Origin of the sequence: Pseudomonas fluvialis (genome assembly GCF_002835605.1) — a bacterium.
Classification (GTDB): domain Bacteria; phylum Pseudomonadota; class Gammaproteobacteria; order Pseudomonadales; family Pseudomonadaceae; genus Aquipseudomonas; species Aquipseudomonas fluvialis.
Genome location: NZ_PIYS01000009.1, coordinates 12,520 through 36,064, shown reverse-complemented (window position 1 = coordinate 36,064; position 23,545 = coordinate 12,520). Strand labels below are relative to the sequence as shown.

20 protein-coding genes and 2 tRNA genes are annotated in these 23,545 nt (G+C 65.1%); 10 read left to right on the top strand and 12 right to left on the bottom strand.

The window, feature by feature from the left end; translation table 11 throughout:
* Positions 1-24 precede the first annotated feature (24 nt).
* Positions 25-519, bottom strand: a complete 495-nt coding sequence (locus tag CW360_RS06710) for a CinA family protein (protein ID WP_101193169.1) — start codon at positions 517-519, stop codon at positions 25-27.
* 74 nt (positions 520-593) lie between these two features.
* On the opposite strand from CW360_RS06710, the gene mutS reads away from it, so the two are divergent.
* The 5 genes from mutS to CW360_RS06685 all read left to right on the top strand — a co-directional run bounded on the left by mutS (position 594) and on the right by CW360_RS06685 (position 7,281).
* A complete protein-coding gene (gene mutS / locus CW360_RS06705) occupies positions 594-3,161 on the top strand; it encodes a DNA mismatch repair protein MutS (RefSeq protein ID WP_093985830.1) in 2,568 nt (855 codons plus the stop codon).
* A 129-nt stretch (positions 3,162-3,290) separates the two neighbouring features.
* On the top strand, positions 3,291-3,614 hold the full coding sequence (gene fdxA / locus CW360_RS06700; RefSeq protein WP_101193168.1) for a ferredoxin FdxA: 324 nt from the start codon (positions 3,291-3,293) through the stop codon (positions 3,612-3,614).
* Positions 3,615-3,718: 104 nt separating this feature from the next.
* Positions 3,719-4,378 carry a paraquat-inducible protein A gene (locus CW360_RS06695; RefSeq protein WP_101193167.1) on the top strand — a complete coding sequence of 220 codons (660 nt, stop codon included), beginning with the start codon at positions 3,719-3,721 and terminating at the stop codon, positions 4,376-4,378.
* Positions 4,365-4,982 (top strand): paraquat-inducible protein A, encoded by a 618-nt coding sequence (locus tag CW360_RS06690; protein WP_101193166.1) that lies wholly within the window; start codon positions 4,365-4,367, stop codon positions 4,980-4,982. The genes CW360_RS06695 and CW360_RS06690 overlap by 14 nt, the downstream gene beginning before the upstream one ends.
* Positions 4,975-7,281, top strand: coding sequence for a PqiB family protein (locus CW360_RS06685; protein WP_101193165.1), 2,307 nt, complete (start codon positions 4,975-4,977; stop codon positions 7,279-7,281). Before CW360_RS06690 ends, CW360_RS06685 begins: the two co-directional genes overlap by 8 nt.
* A 28-nt stretch (positions 7,282-7,309) precedes the next feature.
* Here CW360_RS06685 and gloA read toward each other — a convergent pair whose 3' ends face one another.
* From gloA to CW360_RS06665, 4 genes are all read right to left on the bottom strand, one after another.
* Positions 7,310-7,702 carry a lactoylglutathione lyase gene (gene gloA, locus CW360_RS06680; protein ID WP_093985834.1) on the bottom strand — a complete coding sequence of 131 codons (393 nt, stop codon included), beginning with the start codon at positions 7,700-7,702 and terminating at the stop codon, positions 7,310-7,312.
* A 24-nt stretch (positions 7,703-7,726) separates the two neighbouring features.
* Positions 7,727-8,824 (bottom strand): tRNA 2-selenouridine(34) synthase MnmH, encoded by a 1,098-nt coding sequence (mnmH, locus tag CW360_RS06675; protein WP_101193164.1) that lies wholly within the window; start codon positions 8,822-8,824, stop codon positions 7,727-7,729.
* A complete protein-coding gene (selD, locus tag CW360_RS06670) occupies positions 8,824-9,858 on the bottom strand; it encodes a selenide, water dikinase SelD (protein ID WP_101193163.1) in 1,035 nt (344 codons plus the stop codon). Before selD ends, mnmH begins: the two co-directional genes overlap by 1 nt.
* Positions 9,859-9,955: 97 nt before the next feature.
* A complete protein-coding gene (locus CW360_RS06665) occupies positions 9,956-10,786 on the bottom strand; it encodes a PA3715 family protein (RefSeq protein WP_101193162.1) in 831 nt (276 codons plus the stop codon).
* 193 nt (positions 10,787-10,979) lie between these two features.
* Here CW360_RS06665 and CW360_RS06660 point away from each other — a divergent pair, with 193 nt between their 5' ends.
* The 4 genes from CW360_RS06660 to phnE are packed head-to-tail and all read left to right on the top strand — an operon-like array spanning position 10,980 to position 14,210.
* The gene (locus tag CW360_RS06660; RefSeq protein ID WP_101193161.1) at positions 10,980-11,831 is read left to right on the top strand and encodes a putative selenate ABC transporter substrate-binding protein; all 852 of its coding nucleotides are present in this window, start codon (positions 10,980-10,982) and stop codon (positions 11,829-11,831) included.
* Positions 11,828-12,625: a phosphonate ABC transporter ATP-binding protein gene (locus CW360_RS06655; protein ID WP_101193160.1), complete on the top strand. Its 798-nt coding sequence runs from the start codon at positions 11,828-11,830 to the stop codon at positions 12,623-12,625. The genes CW360_RS06660 and CW360_RS06655 overlap by 4 nt, the downstream gene beginning before the upstream one ends.
* Positions 12,619-13,446, top strand: a complete 828-nt coding sequence (locus CW360_RS06650) for a PhnE/PtxC family ABC transporter permease (RefSeq protein ID WP_101193159.1) — start codon at positions 12,619-12,621, stop codon at positions 13,444-13,446. Before CW360_RS06655 ends, CW360_RS06650 begins: the two co-directional genes overlap by 7 nt.
* Positions 13,443-14,210 carry a phosphonate ABC transporter, permease protein PhnE gene (gene phnE, locus CW360_RS06645; protein WP_101193158.1) on the top strand — a complete coding sequence of 256 codons (768 nt, stop codon included), beginning with the start codon at positions 13,443-13,445 and terminating at the stop codon, positions 14,208-14,210. Before CW360_RS06650 ends, phnE begins: the two co-directional genes overlap by 4 nt.
* A gap of 14 nt (positions 14,211-14,224) precedes the next feature.
* On the opposite strand, the gene CW360_RS06640 is transcribed toward phnE, so the two are convergent.
* From CW360_RS06640 to CW360_RS06630, 3 genes are all read right to left on the bottom strand, one after another.
* Entirely contained in the window at positions 14,225-16,099 is a 1,875-nt protein-coding gene (locus CW360_RS06640) for a 1-acyl-sn-glycerol-3-phosphate acyltransferase (protein ID WP_101193157.1), read from the bottom strand.
* Between the two features lie 112 nt (positions 16,100-16,211).
* Positions 16,212-16,541 carry an AzlD domain-containing protein gene (locus tag CW360_RS06635; RefSeq protein ID WP_101193156.1) on the bottom strand — a complete coding sequence of 110 codons (330 nt, stop codon included), beginning with the start codon at positions 16,539-16,541 and terminating at the stop codon, positions 16,212-16,214.
* Positions 16,538-17,206 (bottom strand): AzlC family ABC transporter permease, encoded by a 669-nt coding sequence (locus CW360_RS06630; protein WP_101193186.1) that lies wholly within the window; start codon positions 17,204-17,206, stop codon positions 16,538-16,540. Before CW360_RS06630 ends, CW360_RS06635 begins: the two co-directional genes overlap by 4 nt.
* Positions 17,207-17,420: 214 nt before the next feature.
* On the opposite strand from CW360_RS06630, the gene CW360_RS06625 reads away from it, so the two are divergent.
* Positions 17,421-20,897 (top strand): PAS domain-containing hybrid sensor histidine kinase/response regulator, encoded by a 3,477-nt coding sequence (locus CW360_RS06625; protein ID WP_101193155.1) that lies wholly within the window; start codon positions 17,421-17,423, stop codon positions 20,895-20,897.
* Between the two features lie 7 nt (positions 20,898-20,904).
* On the opposite strand, the gene CW360_RS06620 is transcribed toward CW360_RS06625, so the two are convergent.
* From CW360_RS06620 to CW360_RS06605, 4 genes are all read right to left on the bottom strand, one after another.
* Positions 20,905-22,386, bottom strand: coding sequence for a DNA recombination protein RmuC (locus CW360_RS06620; protein WP_101193154.1), 1,482 nt, complete (start codon positions 22,384-22,386; stop codon positions 20,905-20,907).
* Positions 22,387-22,438: 52 nt separating this feature from the next.
* Entirely contained in the window at positions 22,439-22,729 is a 291-nt protein-coding gene (locus CW360_RS06615; protein WP_093985846.1) for an SEL1-like repeat protein, read from the bottom strand.
* Between the two features lie 508 nt (positions 22,730-23,237).
* Positions 23,238-23,313, bottom strand: a tRNA-Glu gene (locus CW360_RS06610).
* Positions 23,314-23,361: 48 nt separating this feature from the next.
* Positions 23,362-23,437, bottom strand: a tRNA-Ala gene (locus tag CW360_RS06605).
* Positions 23,438-23,545 lie beyond the last annotated feature (108 nt).

Genomic DNA, 23,545 nt, shown 5'->3' with positions numbered 1-23,545 from the left:
ACAAGGCAAGGCACTCGCCTACCCCTACGGCAGATTTTCTCCGGCCAGCAGCGCCAGCAACCCCTGCAAGGCCTTCTGTACGCTTTGCTGACGCACCGCCTGGCGCTCGCCACTGAAGCAGTAGCAACGCGCCTCGCAGCGCGCGCCATCAGCCCAGGCCAGCCATACCGTGCCCACCGGCTTGTCCGGTGAGCCACCGCCCGGACCGGCGATACCACTGACCGCCACCGCATAGCGCGCCCCACTGCGCTGTTGGGCACCACGCACCATGGCCTCGACCACCCCCTGGCTGACCGCACCATGCTCGGCAAACAGCACTTCCGGCACGCTCAACTGTGCAGTTTTCTGGCGGTTGGAATAGGTGACGAAACCCGCTTCGAACCAGGCCGAGCTACCTGCCACGCGGGTGATGGCCTCGGCAATGCCGCCGCCGGTACAGGATTCGGCACAACTGACCTGCTCACCTTGCGCCAGCAGCGCCTCTCCCAGCCGCTCGGCCAGTTCGGTTAAATGATCCATATGCACTCCAGGGTGAATCCACTTCGGTGGATACCCTACACTAGCGGCTTTTCCCGCTTCAGCCGGATTCACGCATGACCGATCTCTCTGCACACACGCCGATGATGCAGCAATACTGGAAACTCAAAAGCCAGTATCCCGAGCAATTGATGTTCTACCGCATGGGCGACTTCTACGAGCTGTTCTACGAAGACGCCAAGCGTGCTGCGGCCTTGCTCGACATCACCCTGACGGCTCGCGGGCAATCCGCCGGCCAGGCCATCCCGATGGCCGGCATCCCCTTCCACTCGGCCGAAGGCTACCTGGCACGCCTGGTCAAGCTGGGCGAGTCGGTGGTGATCTGCGAGCAAATCGGCGACCCGGCCACCAGCAAGGGCCCGGTGGAGCGCCAGGTGGTACGCATCATCACCCCCGGCACGGTCAGCGACGAAGCGCTGCTCGATGAGCGCCGCGACAACCTGGTCGGCGCCGTGCTGGGCGATGAGCGGCTGTTCGGCCTGGCCATGCTGGACATCACCAGCGGCCGCTTCAGCGTGCAGGAATTGCGCGGCTGGGAACACCTGCTGGCGGAGATCGAACGCCTCAACCCTGCCGAACTGCTGTTCCCCGACGACTGGCCGGCCGGCCTGCCGCTGGAAAAGCGCCGTGGCAGCCGGCGCCGTGCGCCCTGGGACTTCGAGCTGGACAGCGCGCACAAGAGCCTGCGCCAGCAGTTTGCCGTGCAGGACCTGAAGGGCTTTGGCTGTGAAGAACTGACCCTGGCGATTGGTGCGGCAGGCTGCCTGCTGGCCTATGCCAAGGAAACCCAGCGCACCGCCCTGCCGCATATCCGCAGCCTGCGCCATGAGCGCCTGGACGACACGGTCATTCTCGATGCTGCTACCCGGCGTAACCTGGAGCTGGACATCAACCTGGCGGGCGGGCGCGACAACACCCTGCAGTCGGTCATCGATCGCAGCCAGACGGCCATGGGCTCGCGCCTGCTGACCCGCTGGCTGCATCGCCCGCTGCGTGACCGCGCACTGCTGGAGCGCCGCCAGCAGGCCATCGCCTGCCTGCTCGATGCCTACCGTTTTGAAAGCCTGCAGCCGCAGCTCAAGGACATCGGCGACCTGGAGCGCATCCTCGCGCGCATCGGCCTGCGCAATGCCCGGCCACGCGACCTGGCACGCCTGCGCGACGCGCTGGCAGCCCTGCCGCGCCTGCAGGACGCCATGGCCGGGCTGGACACCCCGCACCTCGCCGAACTGGCCGTGAACATCCGCACCTACCCGGAGCTGGCGGATCTGCTGCAGCGCGCCATCATCGACAACCCGCCGGCGGTGATCCGTGACGGCGGCGTGCTGAAGACCGGCTACGACGCCGAACTGGACGAGTTGCAATCGATCAGCGAAAACGCCGGCCAGTACCTGATGGACCTGGAGGCCCGCGAGAAAGCCCGCACCGGCCTGGCCAACCTCAAGGTGGGCTACAACCGCGTACACGGCTATTTCATCGAACTGCCCAGCAAGCAGGCCGAGTCGGCGCCTGCCGACTACATTCGCCGGCAAACCCTGAAAGGTGCCGAGCGCTTCATCACCCCGGAACTGAAAACCTTCGAGGACAAGGCGCTGTCGGCGAAAAGCCGCGCGCTGGCCCGCGAAAAGCAGCTCTACGAAGCCCTGCTGGAGCAGCTGATCGGCGAACTGGCACCGCTGCAGGAAACCGCCGCGGCGCTCGCCGAACTGGACGTACTGAGCAACCTGGCCGAGCGTGCACTGACCCTGGACTTCAACTGCCCGCGTTTTACCGAGCAGCCCTGCCTGCAGATCGAGCAGGGTCGCCATCCGGTGGTCGAGCAGGTGCTCAGCAGCCCCTTCGTGGCCAACGACGTACGCCTGGACGATGACACGCGCATGCTGATCATCACCGGGCCGAACATGGGCGGTAAGTCCACCTATATGCGCCAGACTGCGCTGATCGTGCTGCTCGCGCACATCGGCAGCTATGTCCCGGCAGCCGCCTGCGAGCTGTCACTGGTCGACCGCATCTTCACCCGCATCGGCTCCTCCGACGACCTGGCTGGTGGCCGCTCGACTTTCATGGTGGAAATGAGCGAAACCGCCAACATCCTGCACAACGCCAGCGCACGCAGCCTTGTGCTGATGGACGAGGTCGGCCGCGGCACCAGCACCTTCGACGGCTTGTCGCTGGCCTGGGCCGCTGCCGAGCAGTTAGCCAAACTGCGCGCCTGGACGCTGTTCGCCACCCACTACTTCGAGCTGACGGTACTCCCGGAAAGCCAGCCCGGCGTAGCCAACGTGCATCTTTCCGCCACCGAGCACAAGGAACGCATCGTCTTCCTGCACCATGTCCTGCCAGGGCCCGCCAGCCAGAGCTATGGCCTGGCCGTGGCGCAGCTAGCCGGCGTGCCGCCGGCGGTCATCGCCCGCGCCCGCGAGCATCTGACACGCCTGGAAACCACCAGCCTGCCCCACGAGCTGCCACAAAATGTCGCAGCCAGCGGCCAGGCTCCGTTGCAAAGCGACCTGTTCGCCAGCCTGCCCCACCCGCTGCTGGACGAGCTGGCACGGGTCAGCCCGGACGACCTGACGCCACGCCAGGCACTCGAACTGTTATATGCATGGAAGACGCGGTTCTAACGCAGCCCGATGCAAGCTGTTAGAATCGCCGCCATTTTGTGAACTTGCCCTAGCCAGGCACTCAACTATCTACGCCTGCAAGCCCCTCGCAGAAGGGGCTGAGGCCATCGCCCGAGGAGAGAACCGACCATGACCTTCGTCGTCACCGACAACTGCATCAAGTGCAAATACACCGACTGCGTGGAAGTCTGCCCGGTCGACTGCTTCTACGAAGGCCCCAACTTCCTGGTTATCCATCCGGACGAGTGCATCGACTGTGCGCTGTGCGAACCGGAGTGCCCGGCACAGGCGATCTTCTCCGAGGACGAGGTACCGGAAGATCAGCAGGAATTCATCGAGTTGAACGCCGACCTCGCCGAAGTCTGGCCGAACATCACCGAGAAGAAGGATGCGCTGGCCGATGCCGAAGACTGGGACGGCGTGAAAGACAAGCTGCAGTACCTGGAGCGGTAATCCGCACCCTGCACCCGAGCCGCTGCCTTGCAGCGGCTTTTTTGTCTGCGCCACACCCCGCTACACTGCTGCCTACCCGCCACGTTCGACGCCACAGGCCCCGCATGCCGAGCAGCCCCGCCCCGTCCACCGCCGACCTGCAGGATGTCCCGCTGAGCAGCCTGCTGGCCTGCCATGAATGCGACCTGCTGTTGCGTCATGTCGATCTGCCACTGGAGCACAAAGCGTGCTGCCCACGCTGCGGCTACGAGTTGCAGACCCATCGTGCGCACATGAGCCGCCGCGCCCTGGCCCTCGTGCTGACCGCCCTGCTGCTGTACATCCCGGCCAACTTCCTGCCGATCATGCAACTCGACCTGCTCGGCCAGCGCAGCGAAGACACCGTATGGAGCGCAGTGCTCGCGCTGTACCAGAGCGAGATGGTGTTCATTGCCGTCCTGGTGTTCCTGTGCAGCATGGCCATTCCGCTGCTCAAACTGCTCTGCCAGCTGTGGGTCCTGTTGGCCATCACCCTGCGTCGCGGGCAGCGCCCGGCGCTGCAGGTCTATCGCCTGTATCACCACCTGCGCGAGTGGGGCATGCTCGAGGTGTATCTGATGGGCATCCTGGTGGCCATCGTCAAGCTGGCCGACCTTGCCGACCTGCACCTGGGCGTGGGCATGGCCTGTTTCATCGCCCTGCTGCTCGCGCAGGTCTGGCTGGAGGTGAGTATGTCACCCCATCAGGTCTGGGACGCCCTGGAGGATGCCCATGCGCGCGCTTGATGCAGGGCTGATCATCTGCGGCGAATGTCATCGTTTGCATCGCCGCAGCGCAGCCCATCTGCACTGCCAGCGCTGTGGTGCACGCCTGCATGCCCGTCGCCCACACAGCATCGCACGCACCTGGGCGCTGCTACTGGCAGCAGCCATTCTTTATATACCGGCCAACCTGCTGCCGATCATGAGCGTCAACTTCCTCGGCAATGGCGCCCCCGCCACCATCATGGGCGGGGTGATCGAGCTGATCCATGCCGGCATGCTGCCGATTGCCAGCGTGGTGTTCATTGCCAGCATCCTGGTGCCCAGCTTCAAGCTGTGCGGCCTGGTCCTGCTGCTCTATTCGGTGCAACGCCACCAGCGCCTGTCGCCTCGCCAGCGCATCCTCATGTATCGCTTCATCGAGTGGATCGGCCGCTGGTCGATGCTCGACATCTTCGTCATCGCCATTCTCGTGGCGCTGGTACGCTTCGGTAATCTGGCCAGCATCGAAGCCGGGCCGGGTGCCGCCGCCTTTGCTTTGGTGGTGGTGCTGACCATGCTTGCCGCCACCTCCTTCGACCCCCGGCTGATCTGGGACAACACTGACACGGACGCGGATCATGACTGAACTGCCCTCGCCCAACCTGCGCCGCACCAGCAACTGGTCGGCCATCTGGATTCTGCCGCTGCTGGCCCTGCTGATCGGCGGCTGGCTGGGCTGGAAGGCCTACAACGAAGCTGGCATCGAGGTGCGGGTACGCTTCGACAAGGGCGATGGCATCCAGATCGGCAAGACCCAGTTGATCTACAAGGGTATTTCTGTCGGCAAGGTGGTCGATCTCAAGGTTACCCCCGATCTCCAGGGGGTCATCGCCACCCTGGAAGTGATGAAGAAGGCCGAAGGCTATCTCAGCCAGGACACGCGCTTCTGGCTGGTTCGTCCGCAAGTCTCACTGGCCGGAGTAACCGGCCTGGAAACCCTGGTATCGGGTATCTATATCGGCGTCGAACCGGCCAGCGGCGAACCACGACGCGACTTTGTCGCCCTCAAGGAGCCGCCCAACCTCTCCGATAGCCAGCCTGGTCTGCACCTGACCCTGAAGGCCGAGCGACTCGGCTCGCTGGATAAGGACAGCCCGGTGTATTACCGGCAAATCCAGGTGGGCCGGGTGAAGAGCTACCAGCTCGGTGAAGACCAGCGCACTGTCGAGCTCAAGGTCTATATCGAACCTGCCTACAGCCATCTGGTGCGCAAACATACGCGCTTCTGGAATGCCAGCGGCCTCAATGTGCAAGCTGGCCTGGGTGGGGTAAAAATCCACAGCGAGTCACTGCTCAGCCTGCTCGCCGGCGGCATTGCCTTCGCTACCCCGGAGCACCGCCAGGACAGCCCGCCCACCGACCCGGCGCTGCCCTTCCGCCTCTACACGGACTTCGACTCGGCGGAAGCCGGGGTGCGCGTGTGGCTCAAGCTGGATGCGGTGGAAGGCCTGCAGAAAGGCACCCCGGTGCTGTTCAACGGTGTCCAGGTCGGCAGCCTGCGTGAGCTGAAAATGAGCCGCGACCTGACCGGCGCCACAGCCGAATTGACCATGGAACCGCGTACCGAAGACCTGCTGCTGGAAGGTAGTGAGTTCTGGGTGGTCAAACCGTCCATCTCGCTGGCCGGAGTGACCGGCATCGATGCACTGGTCAAGGGCAACTACATTGCCGTGCGCTTTGCCCAGGAGGGGCAGGCCAGCCGCAGCTTCCAGGCGCTGCGCAAAGCCCCGCCGCTCAACCTCAACAGCCCGGGCCTGCACCTGCAACTGGCCAGCAGTCGCCAGGGCTCGCTACAGGTCGGCAGCCCGTTGCTCTACCGGCAGATGCGCATCGGCAGCGTCAGCAGCGTGGAACTCAGCCAGGACCGCCAGCAGATTCTCTTTGGCGTACACGTCGAGCCGGAGTATGCCCACCTGGTCAACAGCAGCAGTCGTTTCTGGAATGCCAGCGGCATTACCCTGAAAGGCAGCCTGTCCGGCATCGAGATCAAGAGCGAGTCACTGCAAAGTCTGATCAGCGGCGGTATTGCCCTGCATACTCCACAAACCCAGGCCGGCGCACTGCGCCAGGGCCAGCGCCTAAATCTATTCGACAACGAGGAACAGGCACTCAACCAGGGGCTGCTCGTGGAGTTGCTCAGCGACAGCGCCGAAGGCCTCCAGGTAGGCACCCTGCTGCGCTACAAGGGACTGGAGGTGGGCAAGGTGGAAAGCCTGCAGCTGCAGGATGACCTGCAGGCCGTGCGCATCCAGCTGCGCGTCCTGCAGGCCGGCGAGCGCATTGCCCGCCAGGGCAGTCGCTTCTGGCTGGTCAAACCCAAGCTGGGCCTGGCACGCACCGCCAACCTCGACACCCTGGTCAGCGGCCAGTACCTGGAAGTTGCCCCCGGTCCCGCCCAAGCGCCGCGCCAGCTGCGTTTCCGCCTGCAGCCGCAACCCGACGAGGCACCACTCAACAACAACCACAGCGAAGGCCTGCCGCTGGTGCTCAGCACCTCCCATCGAGGCTCACTGAAGGCCGATGTCGCGGTGACCTACCGCCAGGTGCCGGTGGGCAAGGTCACCCATGTCGAACTGGGGCCGAATGCCGACCGGGTACTGGTGCATGTACTGATCGAGCCGCGCTATGCCGCGCTGGTGCGCAGCGCCAGCCGGTTCTGGAATGCCAGCGGTATCGGCGTGGATTTTGGCCTGTTCAAGGGCGCCAAGCTGCGCGCCGAGTCACTGGAAGCCCTGCTCGAAGGCGGTATTGCCTTCGCCACCCCGGACAACCCGCAGATGGGCGGCCCGGCACAACCCGGGCAGACCTTCCTGCTCCACGACGAGGTCGATGAGCGCTGGCTGCAGTGGGCGCCAAAGATCAGCCTGCCGCCTGCGCCGCGCTGAGCACCGCGATCCGCGCAGCGCCCGGCGTTCAGTCGCCGCGCTGTGCGGACAACAGCTCGATCTTGTAGCCGTCCGGATCTTCGACAAAGGCCAGGATGCTGTTGCCATGCTTCATCGGCCCTGGCTCGCGGGTAATCTTGCCACCGCGCGCCCGGATGTCTTCACAGGCCTTGTAGACATCATCCACTTCCAGGGCGATGTGCCCATAGCCATTGCCCAGCTCATAGCCACTGACGCCCCAGTTATGGGTCAGCTCGATGACGCTGTTGTGCGCCTCGTCGCCATACCCCACAAAAGCCAGGGTGAACTGCCCCTCTGGGTAGTCCTTGCGACGCAGCAGGGTCATGCCCAGTACTTCGGTATAGAAGGCGATGGACCTGTCCAGATCGCCAACCCGCAACATGGTGTGCAACAAACGCATGGTGATGCTCCTGTACTAAGGGCGTCAGCGCGTCAGGCGCTGACGCAGATACTCAATGACCGCCGCCTGCTCGCCGGCGAATTCGATGCGCGCGGCCTTGCTCTCGCGCTGATAGACGTACATCGGGTCGTAGTACTCGTTGAGCAACGCCTCGATCCAGGCGCGGTGCAGCGCCACTGCGCCGCTGCGCGCCTGCTCGTCGAGCGCCTGCGCCAGGATGGCCCGCAGCCGTGCATGACGCTCGCCGCCCAGGCGTTTCTGGATATTGTCCATGCTCTGCAGCAGGCGCGCGGCGAACAGGGCAAAACCCTGCTCCTCGCCATGCACGGCGAGGAACTCGGCGGCCAGGTCGATCACGTAGTCGCGCAGAATGCGTTCGACGCGATCGGCGACGCTATCTTCCAGCCACACCAGCGGGTAGTCCTGCATGCCCTGGTGCAGCGATAGCGGCAGCGAGCAGGTGCCAATCAGCCGGCTCTCGTCTTCCAGCACGAACTGCTGCTGGCCGCGCGCGCGGCGCTTGAGCAGGTCGATGGCCAGGCGGTTCTCGAAATCGATCTGCGCCGGCTGGCCGGTGGCGCGCTTGCCGAAGCTGGAGCCACGGTGATTGGCATGGCCCTCCAAGTCGATGCTGTTGTCGAGGGCGGCGATCACCTCGGTCTTGCCGGTGCCGGTCATGCCGCCGACGATGACGAAATCGCACTCGGCCACGGCGCTGTCGAGGGTCTCGATCAGGAAAGTACGCATGGCCTTGTAGCCACCGATCACCCGCGGGTAGTCGATGCCGGCGTCCTTCAGCCACTGCTGGACGATCTGCGAGCGCAGGCCGCCACGGAAGCAGTACAGGTAGCCGTTCGGATTGGCCCTGGCGAAGGCCGCCCAGGCCGCGACCCGCGCGGCCTTGACCTTGCCGGAGACCAGCTGGTGGCCCAGCTCGATGGCCGCCTGCTGGCCCTTCTGCTTGTAGCAAGTACCGACCTTCTGTCGTTCGATGTCGGTCATCAGCGGCAGGCTGATGGCGTTGGGGAAGGCGCCCTTGGTGAATTCCACCGGGGCGCGCATGTCCATCATCGGCAGGTCATTGAGGAAAATCTCGCGGTAGTCGGCCGTGTTGTCGCGCATCACAGCACCTCTACCGCGTAACGCTGTCGTGCCACCAGCTGACCGATGGGCGCCAGGCTCAGGCCCAATTCGGCGGCCACGGCGAGGAACTCGGCATCGCCCTCGGGCGCCACGGCCATCAGCAGGCCGCCGCTGGTCTGCGGGTCGCACAGCAGGTTGCGCTGTTCCTCGCTGATCGGCGCGATCTTCTCGCCGTAGCTGTCGAAGTTGCGCAGGGTACCGCCGGGTACGCAGCCCTCGGCCAGGTAGTAATCGACCCCCGGCAGGCGCGGCACGGCGGCGTAGTCCAGCTGGGCTGTGAGGTTGGCACCGTCGGCCATCTCCACCAGATGGCCGAGCAGACCGAAGCCGGTGACGTCGGTCATCGCCTGCACGCCAGCCAGCTTGCCGAAGCGCGCGCCCGGCTTGTTCAGGGTGCACATCCAGTCGCGTGCCAGACCGACGTCCTGCTCGCGCAACTTGGCCTTCTTCTCGGCGGTGGTGAGGATGCCGATGCCCAGCGGTTTGGAGAGATACAGCTTGCAGCCCGCCGTGGCGGTGTCGTTGCGCTTCATGTGCTTCTTCTCGACCACACCGGTCACCGCCAGGCCGAAAATCGGCTCCGGCGCGTCGATCGAGTGGCCGCCGGCCAGCGGGATGCCGGCGGCGTCGCACACGGCGCGGCCGCCGCGGATCACCTCGCGGGCCACTTCCGCCGGCAGCACATTGACCGGCCAGCCGAGGATGGCGATGGCCATCAGCGGGTCACCGCCCATGGCGTAGATGTCGCTGATCGCGTTGGTCGCGGCAATCCGCCCGAAGTCATAGGGGTCATCGACGATCGGCATGAAGAAGTCGGTGGTCGACACCACCCCGCGCTCCTCGTCCAGCGCGTAGACCGCCGCGTCGTCACGCGAGGCGTTGCCGACCCACAGCTTCGGGTCGAGGTTCTGTGCGCCACTGCCGGCGAGGATCACCTCCAGCACCTTGGGGGAAATCTTGCAGCCGCAGCCGGCACCATGGCTGTACTGGGTCAGGCGGATCGGTTCGCTCATCGCAGGCTCTCGGCAATCGGCAAAAAACAGGCAGCGATTCTAGCAAAGCTGCCTGCGCTTTCCTGAATCCCTGAGCCGCCCTGACTTTTGCCGGCACTCACCGCACAGGCGTATCGCCAGGTGCCGGCTGATTGTCACGCCACCAGAAGGTGCTCACCTCCTCGACAGGGTAGCGTTGCCCGTCATAGCGCAGCCGCTGAGTGACCCGGCGCAGCAGCGGCTCCTGCGGCCCGGACTGGACGCTGGCGGTGAGCTGCAGATCGGCATAGCCGGCGGCGCGCAACGGCCCGACGCTCAGCGTGAGGCGGGCCTGCTCCATGGCAAAGTCGCTCTCCTGCACGCAGGCCGTACCCTGCACAGTGGTCCACAGGCGCAAATGGCTGGCAAACACCGGGCGCAACCGCGCACCTTCAGGCACCAGCAGCGTCAACAGGTCGTTGAAACCGCCCTCCGGGCAACTCGGGCCACGCGCCACACTGTTCAGCAGCAGACCGAAAGCCCGCACGCCCGGAGCCAGGTGATAGCGAGCGGTATCCAGCCACAGGCTGTCCGGACCGATCTCCAGCAGCACATCTTCGCCAAGCGGGCTGTCGTAGCGCTCTCGCAAGCGCCCCTCGGGCATCGCCACCCGCCCCACCAGCAGCTGCAGGTTGCGCCCAGCGTCGGGCAGCAGTGCCTCGCTGTCTTGATAGGCCAGTGCCACTACAGCCAGCTGGGGATCATCAGGCCAGGGCTTGCAGGCCGCGGCCTGCAAGGGAGCCAAGTAGGGTGTGCTGGCGTCAGGCACGCGCCAGCCGGACTGCCCCAACTGCTTGGCCAGCGCATCCAGCAACGCCTGACTGCAGCGCTGCGCCTCACCGGCCGCCGCCGGCCCGATCAGCCACAGGCTCAGCCAGCCAATCGCCAGCCAACGACACCTAGCCTCCATTGCCCTACCTCCTGATGCGTCGCGCAGCCGCACATACTACAAGCCAAGGCCCGGCGCCTGCTGTCGATCAGCTATCAGCCCGCGCACAGCCCTCGTATAATGTCGGCGCTCTTTACCCTACCGAACAAAAGGTTATGGCCCATGCGACCGTGACCTTTTGAATTTTTTCCGCTATTGAACCGGAGAACTTTCCATGCTCAAGCGCACGCTCGCGTTAGCCAGTGCCATGGCGCTGTCCCTGTCCGCCACCCTCGCCCAGGCCGCCGATGTATTGAAAGTCAGCGCCATCCCTGATGAAGCACCCACCGAACTGCTGCGCAAGTTCCAGCCGCTGGGGGCCTATCTGGAACAGCAACTGGGCATGCCTGTCGAGTTCACTCCGGTCGCCGACTACCCTGCGGTGGTCGAAGCACTGGCCAGCGACCGCATCGACCTGGCCTGGCTGGGTGGCTTTACCTTCGTCCAGGCGCGCCTGAAGACCGGCAACGCCCGGCCGCTGGTACAGCGTGCCGAGGATGCCCGCTTCACCAGCAAGTTCATCACCGCCAACCCGGACGTGCAGTCGCTGGCCGACCTCAAGGGCAAGAGCTTTGCCTTCGGCTCGGTGTCCTCGACCTCCGGCAGCCTGATGCCGCGTTATTTCATGCTGCAGGACGGCATCAAGCCGGAAAGCCATTTCAGCCGCGTCGGCTATTCCGGTGCACACGACGCCACCGCCGCCTGGGTGCAGGCCGGCAAGGTGGATGGTGGGGTGCTCAATGCCAGCGTGTGGGACAAGCTGGTCGCCAACGGCACCATCGACAGCAACAAGGTACGGGTCTTTGCCACTACCCCGACCTACTTCGATTACAACTGGACCGTGCGTGGCACCCTCGACCCGGCGCTGACCGCGAAGATCAAGGCCGCCTTCCTGGCACTCGATCCGGCGATTGCCGAACACAAGGCGATCCTCGACCTGCAGGCAGCCAGCCGCTTCATCGAAACCGCCCCGGAAAACTACCAGGGCATCGAAGAAGCCGCGCGCGCCGCCGACCTGCTGAAATGAGCCTGCGCCTGAGCGGCGCGCACCTGCAGCACAGCCACAGCGTCCACGCCCTGCGCGGCGTGGACCTGACTATTGCGCGCGGTGAACGCGTTGCCATCATTGGTCCTTCCGGGGCCGGCAAGTCGAGCCTGCTCAACCTGCTGGCCACCGCGCTGCCGCCCAGCGCAGGCCAGGTCGAGGTGCTTGGCAGGGCGCCCTGGCGCCTGTCTGCCCGCCAGCGCCAGCAACTGCGTACCCAGATCGGCCTGATCCATCAGGCGCCGCCCCTGCCAGCGCGCCAACGCGTGGTGACCGCCGTACTGGCCGGCAAGCTCGGCCAGTGGGGCCTGCTGCGCAGCCTGGTCAGCCTGCTCTACCCACTGGATATTCCCGGTGCCCGCGCCGCTCTCGCACGCCTGGACCTGGCCGACAAGCTGTTTGCCCAGTGCCAGCAACTGTCCGGCGGACAACTGCAGCGGGTGGGCATTGCCCGCGTGCTGTACCAGGCGCCACAACTGCTGCTGGCCGACGAGCCGGTGTCGGCCATGGACCCGGTCTTGGCCGGGCACACCCTGAGCGTGCTCTGCCAACATGCACAACGCGAGGGCATCACCCTGGTCGCCAGCCTGCATGCGGTGGAGCTGGCCCTGGCGCATTTCCCGCGGATCATCGGCGTGCGTGAGGGGCGGATTGCCTTCGACTGCCCCGCTGCGGAAGTCGACCAGCCGCGCCTCGACGCCCTGTACGCCAACCAGCAACTGCTCACCCCAACCCCGCCCAGCCCGGCGCCGAGTCTGCAGATTCCACGATGCTGAGCCCGCACCCGCGTGATCCGGCGGCCATGCCGCGCCTGCTCCTCAGTGTGCTGGCGATTGCCCTGCTGTGGCCCGGTGTGCAGCTCAGCGAGCTGGATCTCGGCGTGCTGCTGGCCGCCGACAGCCAGAACGAAATGGGCCGTTTCGTCGCCGCCTTCTGGCCGCCTGCGCATCAGGGCGAGTTCCTGCAACTGCTCGCCCAGGCCACCCTGCAGACCCTGGCCATCGCCACCGCCGGCATGGCCCTGGCGCTGCTCCTGGCCATTCCGGCGGCGCTGCTGGCCAGTCGCGCGCTGTCGCTGTCTGCCGCCAGTCGTGGCGGGCAGCCCAGCTGGCTTGGCCAAGCCGTGCGCTGGCCGGTACGCGGGCTGCTGATCTTTCTGCGCAGCGTGCCGGAAATCGTCTGGGCGCTGCTGTTCGTGCGCGCCGTGGGCCTGGGGCCGACCGCCGGCGTACTGGCCATCGCCATTACCTATGCCGGCATGCTCGGCAAGGTCTATGCGGAAATCTTCGAGTCGGTCGAGCAGCGCCCCATGCATGCCCTGCTGCAGGCCGGCAGCGGCCGTCTGAGCGCCTTTGCCTACGGCATCCTGCCCAATGCCGCCGCGGAGCTGACCTCCTACACCCTGTACCGCTGGGAATGCGCCATCCGCGCTTCGGTGGTAATGGGCTTCGTCGGTGCCGGCGGCCTGGGCCAGCAGCTTGACCTGTCGATGCGCATGTTCGCCGGCGGCGAAGTGGCCAGCATGCTGCTCACCTTCCTGCTGCTGGTCTTGCTGGCCGATGCGTTGAGCCGCCTGTTGCGTGGGAGGCTGGCATGAAGCGCCTGGGCAACCTGGCCCTGCTAGTGGCCCTGGGCCTGGGCATCTGGGCGTCGTTTGCCTACCTGGGCCTGCAACTGGGCAGTCTGTTCAGCGAGCAAAGCCTGACCCAGATGTCCCGCTATGCACTACGTTTCCTGCAACCGGACCTGAGCAGCACGCACCTGCAGGCAATTGCCCGCGGCACCCTGGAAACCCTGGCCATGTCGGCACTCGGCACCCTGCTGGCGGCGCTGCTCGGCCTGCTCCTCGCGCTGCCAGCCGCCGGGCGCTGCGGTGGCCTGGCCGAGGCCCTGGCGCGCCTGCTGCTCAATGCCCTGCGAGCGATTCCCGAACTGGTCTGGGCCGCGCTGATGGTACTGGCCGCCGGCCTGGGGCCGAACGCCGGCACCCTGGCGCTGGCCCTGCACACGGCCGGCGTGCTCGGCCGGCTGTTTGCCGAAGCACTGGAAAATACCCCGGCGGCACCCGCCGAGGCGATTCGCCTGCAAGGCGGCGGTCAGCTGGCGGCGTTCTGCTATGGCACCCTGCCCAATCTCTGGCCGCAGTTGCTGGCCTACACCCTGTATCGCTGGGAAAACAACATCCGCATGGCCAGCGTGCTCGGCTTCGTCGGCGCAGGCGGCCTGGGGCAGATGCTCTATGTCAGCCTCAGCCTGTTCCAGGAGGCGCAAGCCAGCACGGTAATCCTCGCCATGCTGGCACTGGTGCTGGCGGTGGATGCCCTCAGCAGCTGGAGTCGCCAGCGCTGGGTGCGCCAGTAGCAGAGCGCGGCCGCTCAGGCCCGCTCGCCCCGCAAGGCCTGCACTTCGGCCTGCAGACGGGCGCAACTGGCTTCACTGGCCGGCAGCGGCTGCCCGGCGACCAGCCCGATGCGTGACCACAGGCGGCGGAACAACCCGCGCTGCGGGGCCCGGCTGAAGAAACTGCCCCACAACCCCTGCAGCGCCAGGGGAATGACCGGCACCGGATTTTCCTCGAGGATGCGCTCGATTCCGCCCCTGAAGGTGTTGATCTGGCCATCGCTGGTCAGCTTGCCTTCCGGGAAGATGCACACCAGCTCACCACACTGCAGGTACTGGCTGATCCGCTCGAAGGCCTGCGCATAAATCCGCTCGTCCTCGTGCCGGGCGGCAATCGGCACCGCGCCGGCCGTGCGGAAGATGAAATTGAGCACCGGCAGGTTGTAGATCTTGTAGTACATGACGAAGCGCATGGGCCGGCGCACCGCGCCGGCCAGCAGTAGGGCATCGACAAACGACACGTGGTTGCACACCACCACGGCGGCGCCTTCGTCGGGGATCACCTGCAGGCCACGCGCCTCGACGCGGTACATGGAGTGGCCGAGCAGCCACACCAGGAAGCGCATGCTGAATTCCGGGACGATCTTGAAGATGTAGCAGTTCACTGCCACGTTCATCAGCGACACGACGAGGAACAGCTCGGGCACCGAGAGACCCGCCACGCTGAGAAAGAGGATCGACAGCAGCGCCGAGGCCACCATGAACAAGGCATTGAGGATGTTGTTGGCGGCCACCACGCGAGCACGCTCCTGCTCGGCGGTACGCGACTGGATCAGCGCATACAGCGGCACGATATAGAAGCCGCCAAACAGCCCGAGGCCCACCACGCAGCCCAGCAACGTCAGGCTACCCGGCTGGGCCAGCAGGCTCAGCCAGTCATAGGCGCTGTCCGCCGGGGCCAGCTGCCCGGAGCCGGCCCACAGCAGAATGCCGAACAGGCTCAGGCCGATCGAACCGAACGGCACCAGACCGATCTCCACCTTGCCGCCCGACAGCCGCTCGCAAAGCATCGAGCCGAGGCCGATGCCCAGCGAGAACAGGGTAAGGATCAGCGTCACCACACTTTCATCGCCATGCAGCCAGTCCTTGGCAAAGGCCGGAATCTGCGTGAGATACACCGCCCCGAGGAACCAGAACCAGGAATTGCCGATCAGCGAACGTGACACCGCCGGACGCTGCCCCAGCCCCATGCGCATGATCTGCCAAGACTGGCGGAGGATATTCCAGTCCAGTGCCAGCTGCGGCAGCGAGGCATGGGCAAAGGGAATGAAGCGGCTGGCCAGGTAGCCGAGCACCGCCACCCCCACCACACTGCCCGCCACCAGCGCGGCATAGTCGCTGCTGGCCATGAGCAGGCCAGCGCCAATGGTGCCACCAAGAATCGCCAGGAAGGTGCCGGTTTCCACCAGCGCATTGCCGCCCACCAGCTCGTCCTCGCGCAATGCCTGGGGCAGGATTGAGTATTTCACCGGGCCGAACAGTGCCGACTGGCTACCCATCAGGAACAGCACCAGCAGCATCAGCGGCAGGTTGCCAAGCAGTACCCCCACGGCACCGGCCAGCATGATCAGCACCTCGCCCAACTTGATGGCGCGGATCAACGCATCCTTGGCGAACTTCTCGCCAAACTGCCCGCCCAGTGCCGAGAACAGAAAGAACGGCAGGATGAACAGCAGCGCACAGAGGTTGATCAGCAGCGCCTGGTCAGCCTGTGCATTGAGCTTGAAGAGAATGCCGAGGATCAGCGCCTGCTTGAAAATGTTGTCGTTGAAGGCACCGAGCAACTGGGTAAGAAAGAACGGCAGAAAACGCCGGCTACGCAGCAGGCTGAATTGCGAAGGATGACTCATCGACCATGTCCCTGGGTGAGTTGAACCTGTGCATTGGAACGCAAACCACCTGCTCTGCGCCACAGGCACCTACGCAAAAGTGGCACTCGGCCACAGCCCTCCGCCCCACCCGCTATACCGGCAACTGGCCGAATGCCCAGCGCAGCACGAAGAACAGCAACAGACCGCTGGCGATGGTGGCCAGCAGGTGGCGGGTCACTGCGGCGACCAGAATGCTCGCCAGGCCGGCCAGCAGGTAGGCGTTGTCGGCACGCAGCGCCCAGTGCTGGCCATCGGGCAGCAGCATGCCCGGCACCACGATGGCGCTGAGCACGGCGATCGGCACATAGTGCAGAGCACGGCGCAGGCCCTCAGGAAACTGCAGGTGCGGCCAGGCGAACAGGCTATAGCGAGTGGTGAAGGTAATCAGCAACATGCCAAGGATCAGCAGCCAGGTGTTCATGCCTTCGCCTCCCCGCTCGCGGCCAGGCGCTCCAGGCACAAACCGCTGAGAATGCCACCGGCCGCCGCCACCAGCAGTCCCAGCTGATAGGGCAGGCTGTGGCAGGCCAGCGCCAGCGCCCCGGCCACCAGTGCCGCGGCAACCTGCGGCGTGTTACGCAGCATGGGCACGACGATGCCGATAAAGGTCGCCAGCATGGCGAAATCCAGCCCCCAGGCAGCCAGGTTGGGCAGGGTCTGGCCGAACACGATGCCCAGCGCGGTACACAACTGCCAGTTGCCATACATGGCCAGCGCCGCGCCGAGGAAATACCAGTGCTTGCACGGCGAGGTATCGGCCCGCGCATAACGCTGCTGGACCACGGCAAACGCCTCGTCGGTCAACCAGAAGGCCAGCGCCAGGCGCCAGCGGCCCGGCAGGTGGCGCACGAAGGGCTGCAAACTGGCGCTGTACAGGGCGTGCCGCAGGTTGACCACCAGGGTGGTCAGCAGCACCACGGCCAGGCCAGCCCCGGCGCCAATCAGGCTGACCGCAATGAACTGCGCGCTACCGGCAAAGACCAGCAGCGACATACCCAGGGTTTGCCAGGGGCTCAGCCCGGCGGCAATCGCCAGGCCACCAAAGATCACCCCGAAGGGTGCGGTTCCCAGCAACAGCGGCAGCATGTCACGGGCACCCTGCAGAAACTCTTCACGACGCACGGTGTTCTCCTCACAGGTCGCCGAAGGTAGCCGATTGCCGGCCGCCTGTCTTGACCAACAGCCCAGGTTTTTCCGCGACCGGGTAGTCGCCACCAGGCGACCTTGGTCGCAAGCCTCCTGACGCCGCAGTGCTTTGCTGCCACACTGCACAGCGCCTGCAGCCTGTAGCGGAGCCCGCATGATTCTTTCCCCCGGTCTGATCGCCGCCGTCTTTCTGTCGTACATGGCGCTGCTGTTCGCCATTGCCTTCTATGGCGACCGCCGCGCCGCGCCCTTGTCGCCGCGCCTGCGTGCCTGGGTGTACAGCCTGTCGCTGGCGGTGTACTGCACCAGCTGGACATTCTTCGGCGCGGTCGGCCAGGCCAGCGAGCGTCTCTGGTCATTTGTCCCCATCTACCTCGGCCCGGTGCTGCTGATGCTCCTGGCACCCTGGGTGCTGCAGAAGATGGTGCGCATCAGCAAACAGGAAAACATCACCTCGATTGCCGACTTCATCGCCGCCCGCTATGGCAAGTCGCAAGGCCTGGCGGTGCTGGTCACGCTGGTCTGCCTGGTCGGCGTACTGCCCTACATTGCCTTGCAGCTCAAGGGCATTGTGCTGGGCGTCAACCTGCTGACCGGGGCCAGCGCCGAATCCAGCGGCGTACGCGCCCAGGACACCGCGCTGGTGGTGTCGCTGGTACTGGCGCTATTCGCCATCCTGTTCGGTACGCGCAACCTGGATGTCACCGAACACCATCGCGGCATGGTGTTGGCGGTTGCCTTCGAGTCATTGGTCAAACTGCTCGCCTTCCTGGCCGTTGGCGTATTCGTCACCTGGGGGATGTTCGACGGCTTCCAGCCGCTGCTCGACCAGGCCCGCAAGGCCAGCCACATGCAGGCGTTCTGGGCAGACACCCTGGACTGGCCGTCGATGCTGGTGCAGACCGGCATCGCCCTGCTGGCGATCATCTGCTTGCCCCGCCAGTTCCATGTCACCGTGGTAGAGAACACCGAACCACGCGACCTGCGTCTGGCACGCTGGGTGTTTCCGCTGTACCTGGTGCTGGCGGCGCTGTTCGTCGTACCGATAGCCCTGGCCGGGCAACTCAGCCTGCCACCGGGGATCAGCGCCGACTCCTTCGTGATCAGCCTGCCGCTGGCCGAGGCGCGCCCCGAGCTGGCCCTGCTGGCCTTCATCGGTGGTGCCTCGGCAGCTACCGGCATGGTGATCGTTGCCTGCGTGGCGCTGTCGACCATGCTCAGCAACGACATCGTGCTGCCGGCCCTGTTGCGGCGCCAGCGCAGCGACCGCCCCTTCGAGCTGTTCCGCCACTGGCTGCTGACGGTTCGCCGGGTCAGCATTCTGGTCATCCTGCTGCTGGCCTATGTCTGCTACCGGTTGTTCGGTTCCAGCGCCAGCCTGGCCACCATTGGCCAGGTAGCCTTCGCCGCCATCACCCAGCTGGCACCGGCCATGCTCGGGGCGCTGTACTGGAAACAGGCCAATCGCCAAGGCGTGCTGGCCGGGCTGCTGACCGGCGCCGCACTGTGGTTCTACACCCTGGTGCTGCCCCTGGTGGCCGGCGGACTGGGCTGGCCCTTGCAGCGCTTCCCCGGCCTGGAGTGGCTGGCCAACCAGCCACTGGGGCTGCCCGTCGATCCCCTGACCCTGGGCGTGGTGCTGTCGCTGGCTGGCAACTGGCTGGTATTTGCCGTGGTCTCGCTGATGTCGCGCACCCGGGTTGCCGAACACTGGCAGGCCGGGCGTTTTGTCGGCCAGGACAGCTCGGTAGGCAGCAACCGCTCGCTGCTGGCGGTGCGCCTGGCAGATCTGCTCAGCCTGGCCGAGCGCTTTGTCGGCAGCGAACGCGCCCAGCAGAGCTTCCAGCGCTTCGCCATGCGCCAGGGCAGTGCATTCAACCCAGGGCATAACGCCAACAGCGACTGGATTGCCCATACCGAACGCCTGCTCGCGGGTGTGCTCGGGGCCTCCTCGGCGCGGGTGGTGGTCAAGGCAGCCATCGAAGGCCGCGAGATGCAGGTCGAGGACGTCGTACGCATCGTCGGCGAAGCCAGCGAAGTCCTGCAGTTCAACCGCGCCCTGCTGCAGGGGGCCATCGAGAACATCAGCCAGGGCATCAGCGTGGTCGACCAGTCGTTACGCCTGGTCGCCTGGAACCGCCGCTACATCGAGATCTTCGAGTACCCCGAGGGACTGGTGTACATCGGCCGGCCGATTGCCGACATCATTCGCTTCAATGCGCAACGCGGCCTGCTCGGCAACGGCGACATCGAGGAGCATGTGAACAAGCGTCTGCACTGGATGCGCCAGGGCACCGCGCACACGTCCGAGCGTCTGTTCCCCAGCGGCCGGGTCATCGAACTGATCGGCAACCCGATGCCAGGCGGCGGTTTCGTCATGAGCTTCACCGACATCACCGAGTTCCGCGAAGCCGAGCGAGCCCTCAAGGCCGCCAACGAAGGACTGGAACAGCGGGTCAGCGAACGCACCCAGGAACTCTCCCAGCTCAATCTGGCACTGTCCGAAGCCAAGGCGCATGCCGAGGCGGCCAATCAGTCGAAGAGTCGTTTTCTCGCTGCGGTCAGCCACGATCTCATGCAGCCGCTGAATGCCGCGCGGCTGTTTTCCGCCGCCCTCGCCCACCAGCAAGGCCTGCCCCGCGAAGCCGAAACGCTGGTACAGCATCTGGACAGTGCACTGCATTCGGCCGAGGACCTGATCACCGACCTGCTGGATATCTCTCGCCTGGAAAACGGCCGCATCACCTGTGACCGGCAGAATATCCCCCTCGCCCAACTGTTCGATGCACTGGGCGCCGAGTTCCGCGCCCTGGCCCAAGGACAGGGCGTGGATTTCCGCGTGCGCGGCAGCCGGCACAGCATCAACAGCGATCCCAAGCTGCTGCGGCGCATCCTGCAGAACTTCCTGACCAACGCCTTCCGTTATGCCAAGGGCCAGGTGCTGCTCGGTGTGCGCCGCGAAGGCAGGCAACTGCGCCTGGAAGTCTGGGACCGCGGCCCGGGCATCGCCGCCGACAAGCAGAAGGAAATCTTCGAGGAATTCAAGCGCCTGGACAGTCACCAGACCCGCGCAGAAAAGGGCCTGGGCCTCGGCCTGGCCATCGCCGACGGACTGTGCCGGGTCCTCGGCCATCGTCTGCAAGTGCGCTCCTGGCCTGGCAAGGGCAGCGTGTTCAGCGTTAGCGTGCCCCTGGCCAGCCAGCAGACCGTCACGCATAGCCCGCCCCCCAGCCAGCACACCAGCGGCCAGCAACTGGCCGGCGCGCCGGTATTGTGCGTGGACAACGAAGACAGCATTCTCGCCGGCATGCACAGCCTGCTGTCGCGCTGGGGTTGCCAGGTATGGACAGCGCGCAACCGTCTGGAGTGTGAACACCTGCTCGACGAGGGCATTCGCCCACAGCTGGCGCTGGTCGACTACCACCTCGATGAGGGAGAAACCGGCTGCGAACTGATGGCCTGGCTACGCGGCCGCCTGGGCAGCCCCCTGCCTGGCGTGGTGATCAGCGCCGACGGGCGCCAGGAACTGATCAACAGCGTGCATGCCGCCGGCCTTGACTACCTTGCCAAGCCGGTCAAGCCGGCTGCCCTGCGGGCGCTGATCAGCCATCACCTGCGGCAGCGTGACTGACCCACGCTCAACCCCGCGGGTCGTCCAGGCGCAGGCTTTCACCGGCCTCGCTGAGCAGCTCGGCCGGTAACTGCTTACTGGTGCGTGCGCCCAGCTCGCGCAACTGCTCGGCACGTCGCACCAGGTTGCCGCGTCCGTCCACCAGCTTGTTGCGCGCCCCGGCATAGGCCTTGTCCAACTGCTGCAGGCGCGTGCCGATCTCATCCAGGTCAGCAACAAACAGGGTGAACTTGTCATACAGCCAACCGGCGCGCTCGGCGATCTCCCGGGCATTCTGCCCCTGACGTTCCTGGCGCCACAGGCTGTCGATCACCCGCAGAGTAGCCAGCAGCGTAGTCGGACTGACGATGACGATTCGCTGCTCGAAAGCCTCCTGGAAAAGCCCCCCATCCTGCTCCAGTGCGGCGGCAAAGGCAGCCTCAAGCGGCACGAAGAGCAGTACGAAGTCCAGGCTGTGCAGGCCCTCCAGACGGCTGTAATCCTTGCTGGCAAGATTCTTCAGGTGCCCGCGCAATGACTGTACATGCTGACGCAGCGCCGCCTGGCGCGCCGTCTCGTCCGGCGCGGCAACCGCCTGCTGGTAAGCCTGCAAGCTGACCTTGGCATCGACAATGATCTGCCGCTCGCCGGGCAGGCGAATCAGCACATCGGGCTGCAAACGCTGGCCATCGGCTCCCTTGAGACTGACCTGGGTTTCGTATTCGCGACCCTTGTGCAGGCCGGCATGCTCGAGTACCCGCTCCAGCACCAGCTCGCCCCAGTTGCCCTGCTGTTTCTGTCCCTGCAGGGCACGACTGAGACGCGTCGCCTCGTCACCCAGGCGCTGGTTGAGCTGTTGCAGGCGCTGCAGCTCATGGCCCAGCGAAAAACGCTCGCGCGCCTCCTGCTGGTAGCTCTCCTCGACCCGCTTCTCGAAGGCCTGGATGCGTTCCTTGAGTGGCTCCAGCAACTGCCCGAGGCGCTGCTGACTGTGCTCGGCGAAACGCTGCTCACGCTCCTCGAAGATCTGCCCTGCCAGCTCGGCAAACTGTGCACGCAGGCTGTCACGCGCGCCTTGCAGGTCATTCAGGCGCTGCTGCTGATGCTCCTGCTGCTCGCGCAACTCGGCAGCCAGCGCGCTGCGCTGGGCGTCCAGGCGGCGTAACTCGCTGACCTGCTGCTGACGCTCGGCCTGCCAGGCCTGAGCATCAGCACGCGCTTGTTGTTGCTGGGCCTGCAGCAGCTCACGTTCGCGCTGCAAGGCAGCCAGCTGGGCCTGCTGACGGGCATGCAGTTGTTGCCATTGTTCCTTGTGCTGGACGGCTTCCTGCACCTGTGCATCCAGCGTCTGCACACGCTGCTGGGCCTGCTGCAGCAGTTCACGCTGATGGCTCTGCAACAGGCGTAGCGCATCCAGACGACGCTGCTGACGCCACAGCAGGCCGAGCAACGGCAAGGCCACCAGCAATACGCTCAGCAACAGCGGCAAGGTTGGCAGATCGGCAGGCATCACAAAGGCTCCACGGCAGGATTGGCCGGCAGTATACCGACCAGGCCAGCGGTTAACCCTGGCGAGAACTACGCAGCGAAGGTAGGCGCAATTGCGCGGTCAGACATTCAAGGGCTTCACGGGCACCGTGATCGCCGGCACGTGCCGCCAGGCGAAGCATTTCCTGGCCCACGCGACGATCGCGTAGATCAGCAGCCTCGTGGCAGAGCAGACAGCCAAGACGGCTTTGCGCAGCCACCACGCCTTGCTTGGCAGCGGGCTTGAGCAGTTGCACGGCAAAACGCTTGATCGGTGCAGTCTGCGCCAATGGTGGGGTGTCCAGCAGCCACATGGCCAGGTGCATGGACATCCGTTGATGACGGCTTTGCCGGGCGGCAAGAGTCGGCTTCATAACTATCTGCATCAGCCTGTGAGGTGGCGCACTCTACTCTTTTTCTCGCCCAGGTAAAGCCTTGCATTTCGTGAGCAAATAGGCTTGGTGAAACACTCGACAATCCATCCACAGAAGCTGTGGATAACTTTGTGCAAAACCTCTTGGAAAAGGCCCGGCGGAGTTGTCTGACAAGGCTTTCAGACAGCTTGATCATTTTTTGATCAAAAATAAATATCCTTATTTTTCAGATACTTACAAATGCAAGCACGAAAAATCAACGACTTAGGAAAAATTTCTGACGGCCTGCTAACCCTCGCCGGGGTGACTGCACCGATTGTGCACAACAGGCCGCGACAGACTGTCGCAGAGCGCCCGGCAGAGCACCAAAAGAGGTCGGCGCAGCGTATTGGCAGAGATAAAACAAAAGGGTCAGCTCTTGCGAACTGACCCTTTGACCCCGCAGACCGGGAAATTGAAATGGCGTCCCCTAGGGGACTCGAACCCCTGTTACCGCCGTGAAAGGGCGGTGTCCTAGGCCACTAGACGAAGGGGACTAAACCTTCGAACAACAAGGCCAGCACGCGGCTGGCCTGTTGAGTGTTTGGTGGAGCTAGACGGGATCGAACCGTCGACCTCTTGCATGCCATGCAAGCGCTCTCCCAGCTGAGCTATAGCCCCGAAACCTTGCGGTCGGCTGCAGTGCCTGGGCACTGCGGCTGGAATATGGCGTCCCCTAGGGGACTCGAACCCCTGTTACCGCCGTGAAAGGGCGGTGTCCTAGGCCAC

Excerpts from the sequence above, each read along its gene's own strand:
- CW360_RS06710 (WP_101193169.1), bottom strand. The coding sequence starts at position 519 with ATGGATCATTTAACCGAACTGGCCGAGCGGCTGGGAGAGGCGCTGCTG.
- mutS (WP_093985830.1), top strand. The coding sequence starts at position 594 with ATGACCGATCTCTCTGCACACACGCCGATGATGCAGCAATACTGGAAA.
- fdxA (WP_101193168.1), top strand. The coding sequence starts at position 3,291 with ATGACCTTCGTCGTCACCGACAACTGCATCAAGTGCAAATACACCGAC.
- CW360_RS06695 (WP_101193167.1), top strand. The coding sequence starts at position 3,719 with ATGCCGAGCAGCCCCGCCCCGTCCACCGCCGACCTGCAGGATGTCCCG.
- CW360_RS06690 (WP_101193166.1), top strand. The coding sequence starts at position 4,365 with ATGCGCGCGCTTGATGCAGGGCTGATCATCTGCGGCGAATGTCATCGT.
- CW360_RS06685 (WP_101193165.1), top strand. The coding sequence starts at position 4,975 with ATGACTGAACTGCCCTCGCCCAACCTGCGCCGCACCAGCAACTGGTCG.
- gloA (WP_093985834.1), bottom strand. The coding sequence starts at position 7,702 with ATGCGTTTGTTGCACACCATGTTGCGGGTTGGCGATCTGGACAGGTCC.
- mnmH (WP_101193164.1), bottom strand. The coding sequence starts at position 8,824 with ATGCGCGACAACACGGCCGACTACCGCGAGATTTTCCTCAATGACCTG.
- selD (WP_101193163.1), bottom strand. The coding sequence starts at position 9,858 with ATGAGCGAACCGATCCGCCTGACCCAGTACAGCCATGGTGCCGGCTGC.
- CW360_RS06665 (WP_101193162.1), bottom strand. The coding sequence starts at position 10,786 with ATGGAGGCTAGGTGTCGTTGGCTGGCGATTGGCTGGCTGAGCCTGTGG.
- CW360_RS06660 (WP_101193161.1), top strand. The coding sequence starts at position 10,980 with ATGCTCAAGCGCACGCTCGCGTTAGCCAGTGCCATGGCGCTGTCCCTG.
- CW360_RS06655 (WP_101193160.1), top strand. The coding sequence starts at position 11,828 with ATGAGCCTGCGCCTGAGCGGCGCGCACCTGCAGCACAGCCACAGCGTC.
- CW360_RS06650 (WP_101193159.1), top strand. The coding sequence starts at position 12,619 with ATGCTGAGCCCGCACCCGCGTGATCCGGCGGCCATGCCGCGCCTGCTC.
- phnE (WP_101193158.1), top strand. The coding sequence starts at position 13,443 with ATGAAGCGCCTGGGCAACCTGGCCCTGCTAGTGGCCCTGGGCCTGGGC.
- CW360_RS06640 (WP_101193157.1), bottom strand. The coding sequence starts at position 16,099 with ATGAGTCATCCTTCGCAATTCAGCCTGCTGCGTAGCCGGCGTTTTCTG.
- CW360_RS06635 (WP_101193156.1), bottom strand. The coding sequence starts at position 16,541 with ATGAACACCTGGCTGCTGATCCTTGGCATGTTGCTGATTACCTTCACC.
- CW360_RS06630 (WP_101193186.1), bottom strand. The coding sequence starts at position 17,206 with ATGCTGCCGCTGTTGCTGGGAACCGCACCCTTCGGGGTGATCTTTGGT.
- CW360_RS06625 (WP_101193155.1), top strand. The coding sequence starts at position 17,421 with ATGATTCTTTCCCCCGGTCTGATCGCCGCCGTCTTTCTGTCGTACATG.
- CW360_RS06620 (WP_101193154.1), bottom strand. The coding sequence starts at position 22,386 with ATGCCTGCCGATCTGCCAACCTTGCCGCTGTTGCTGAGCGTATTGCTG.
- CW360_RS06615 (WP_093985846.1), bottom strand. The coding sequence starts at position 22,729 with ATGCACCTGGCCATGTGGCTGCTGGACACCCCACCATTGGCGCAGACT.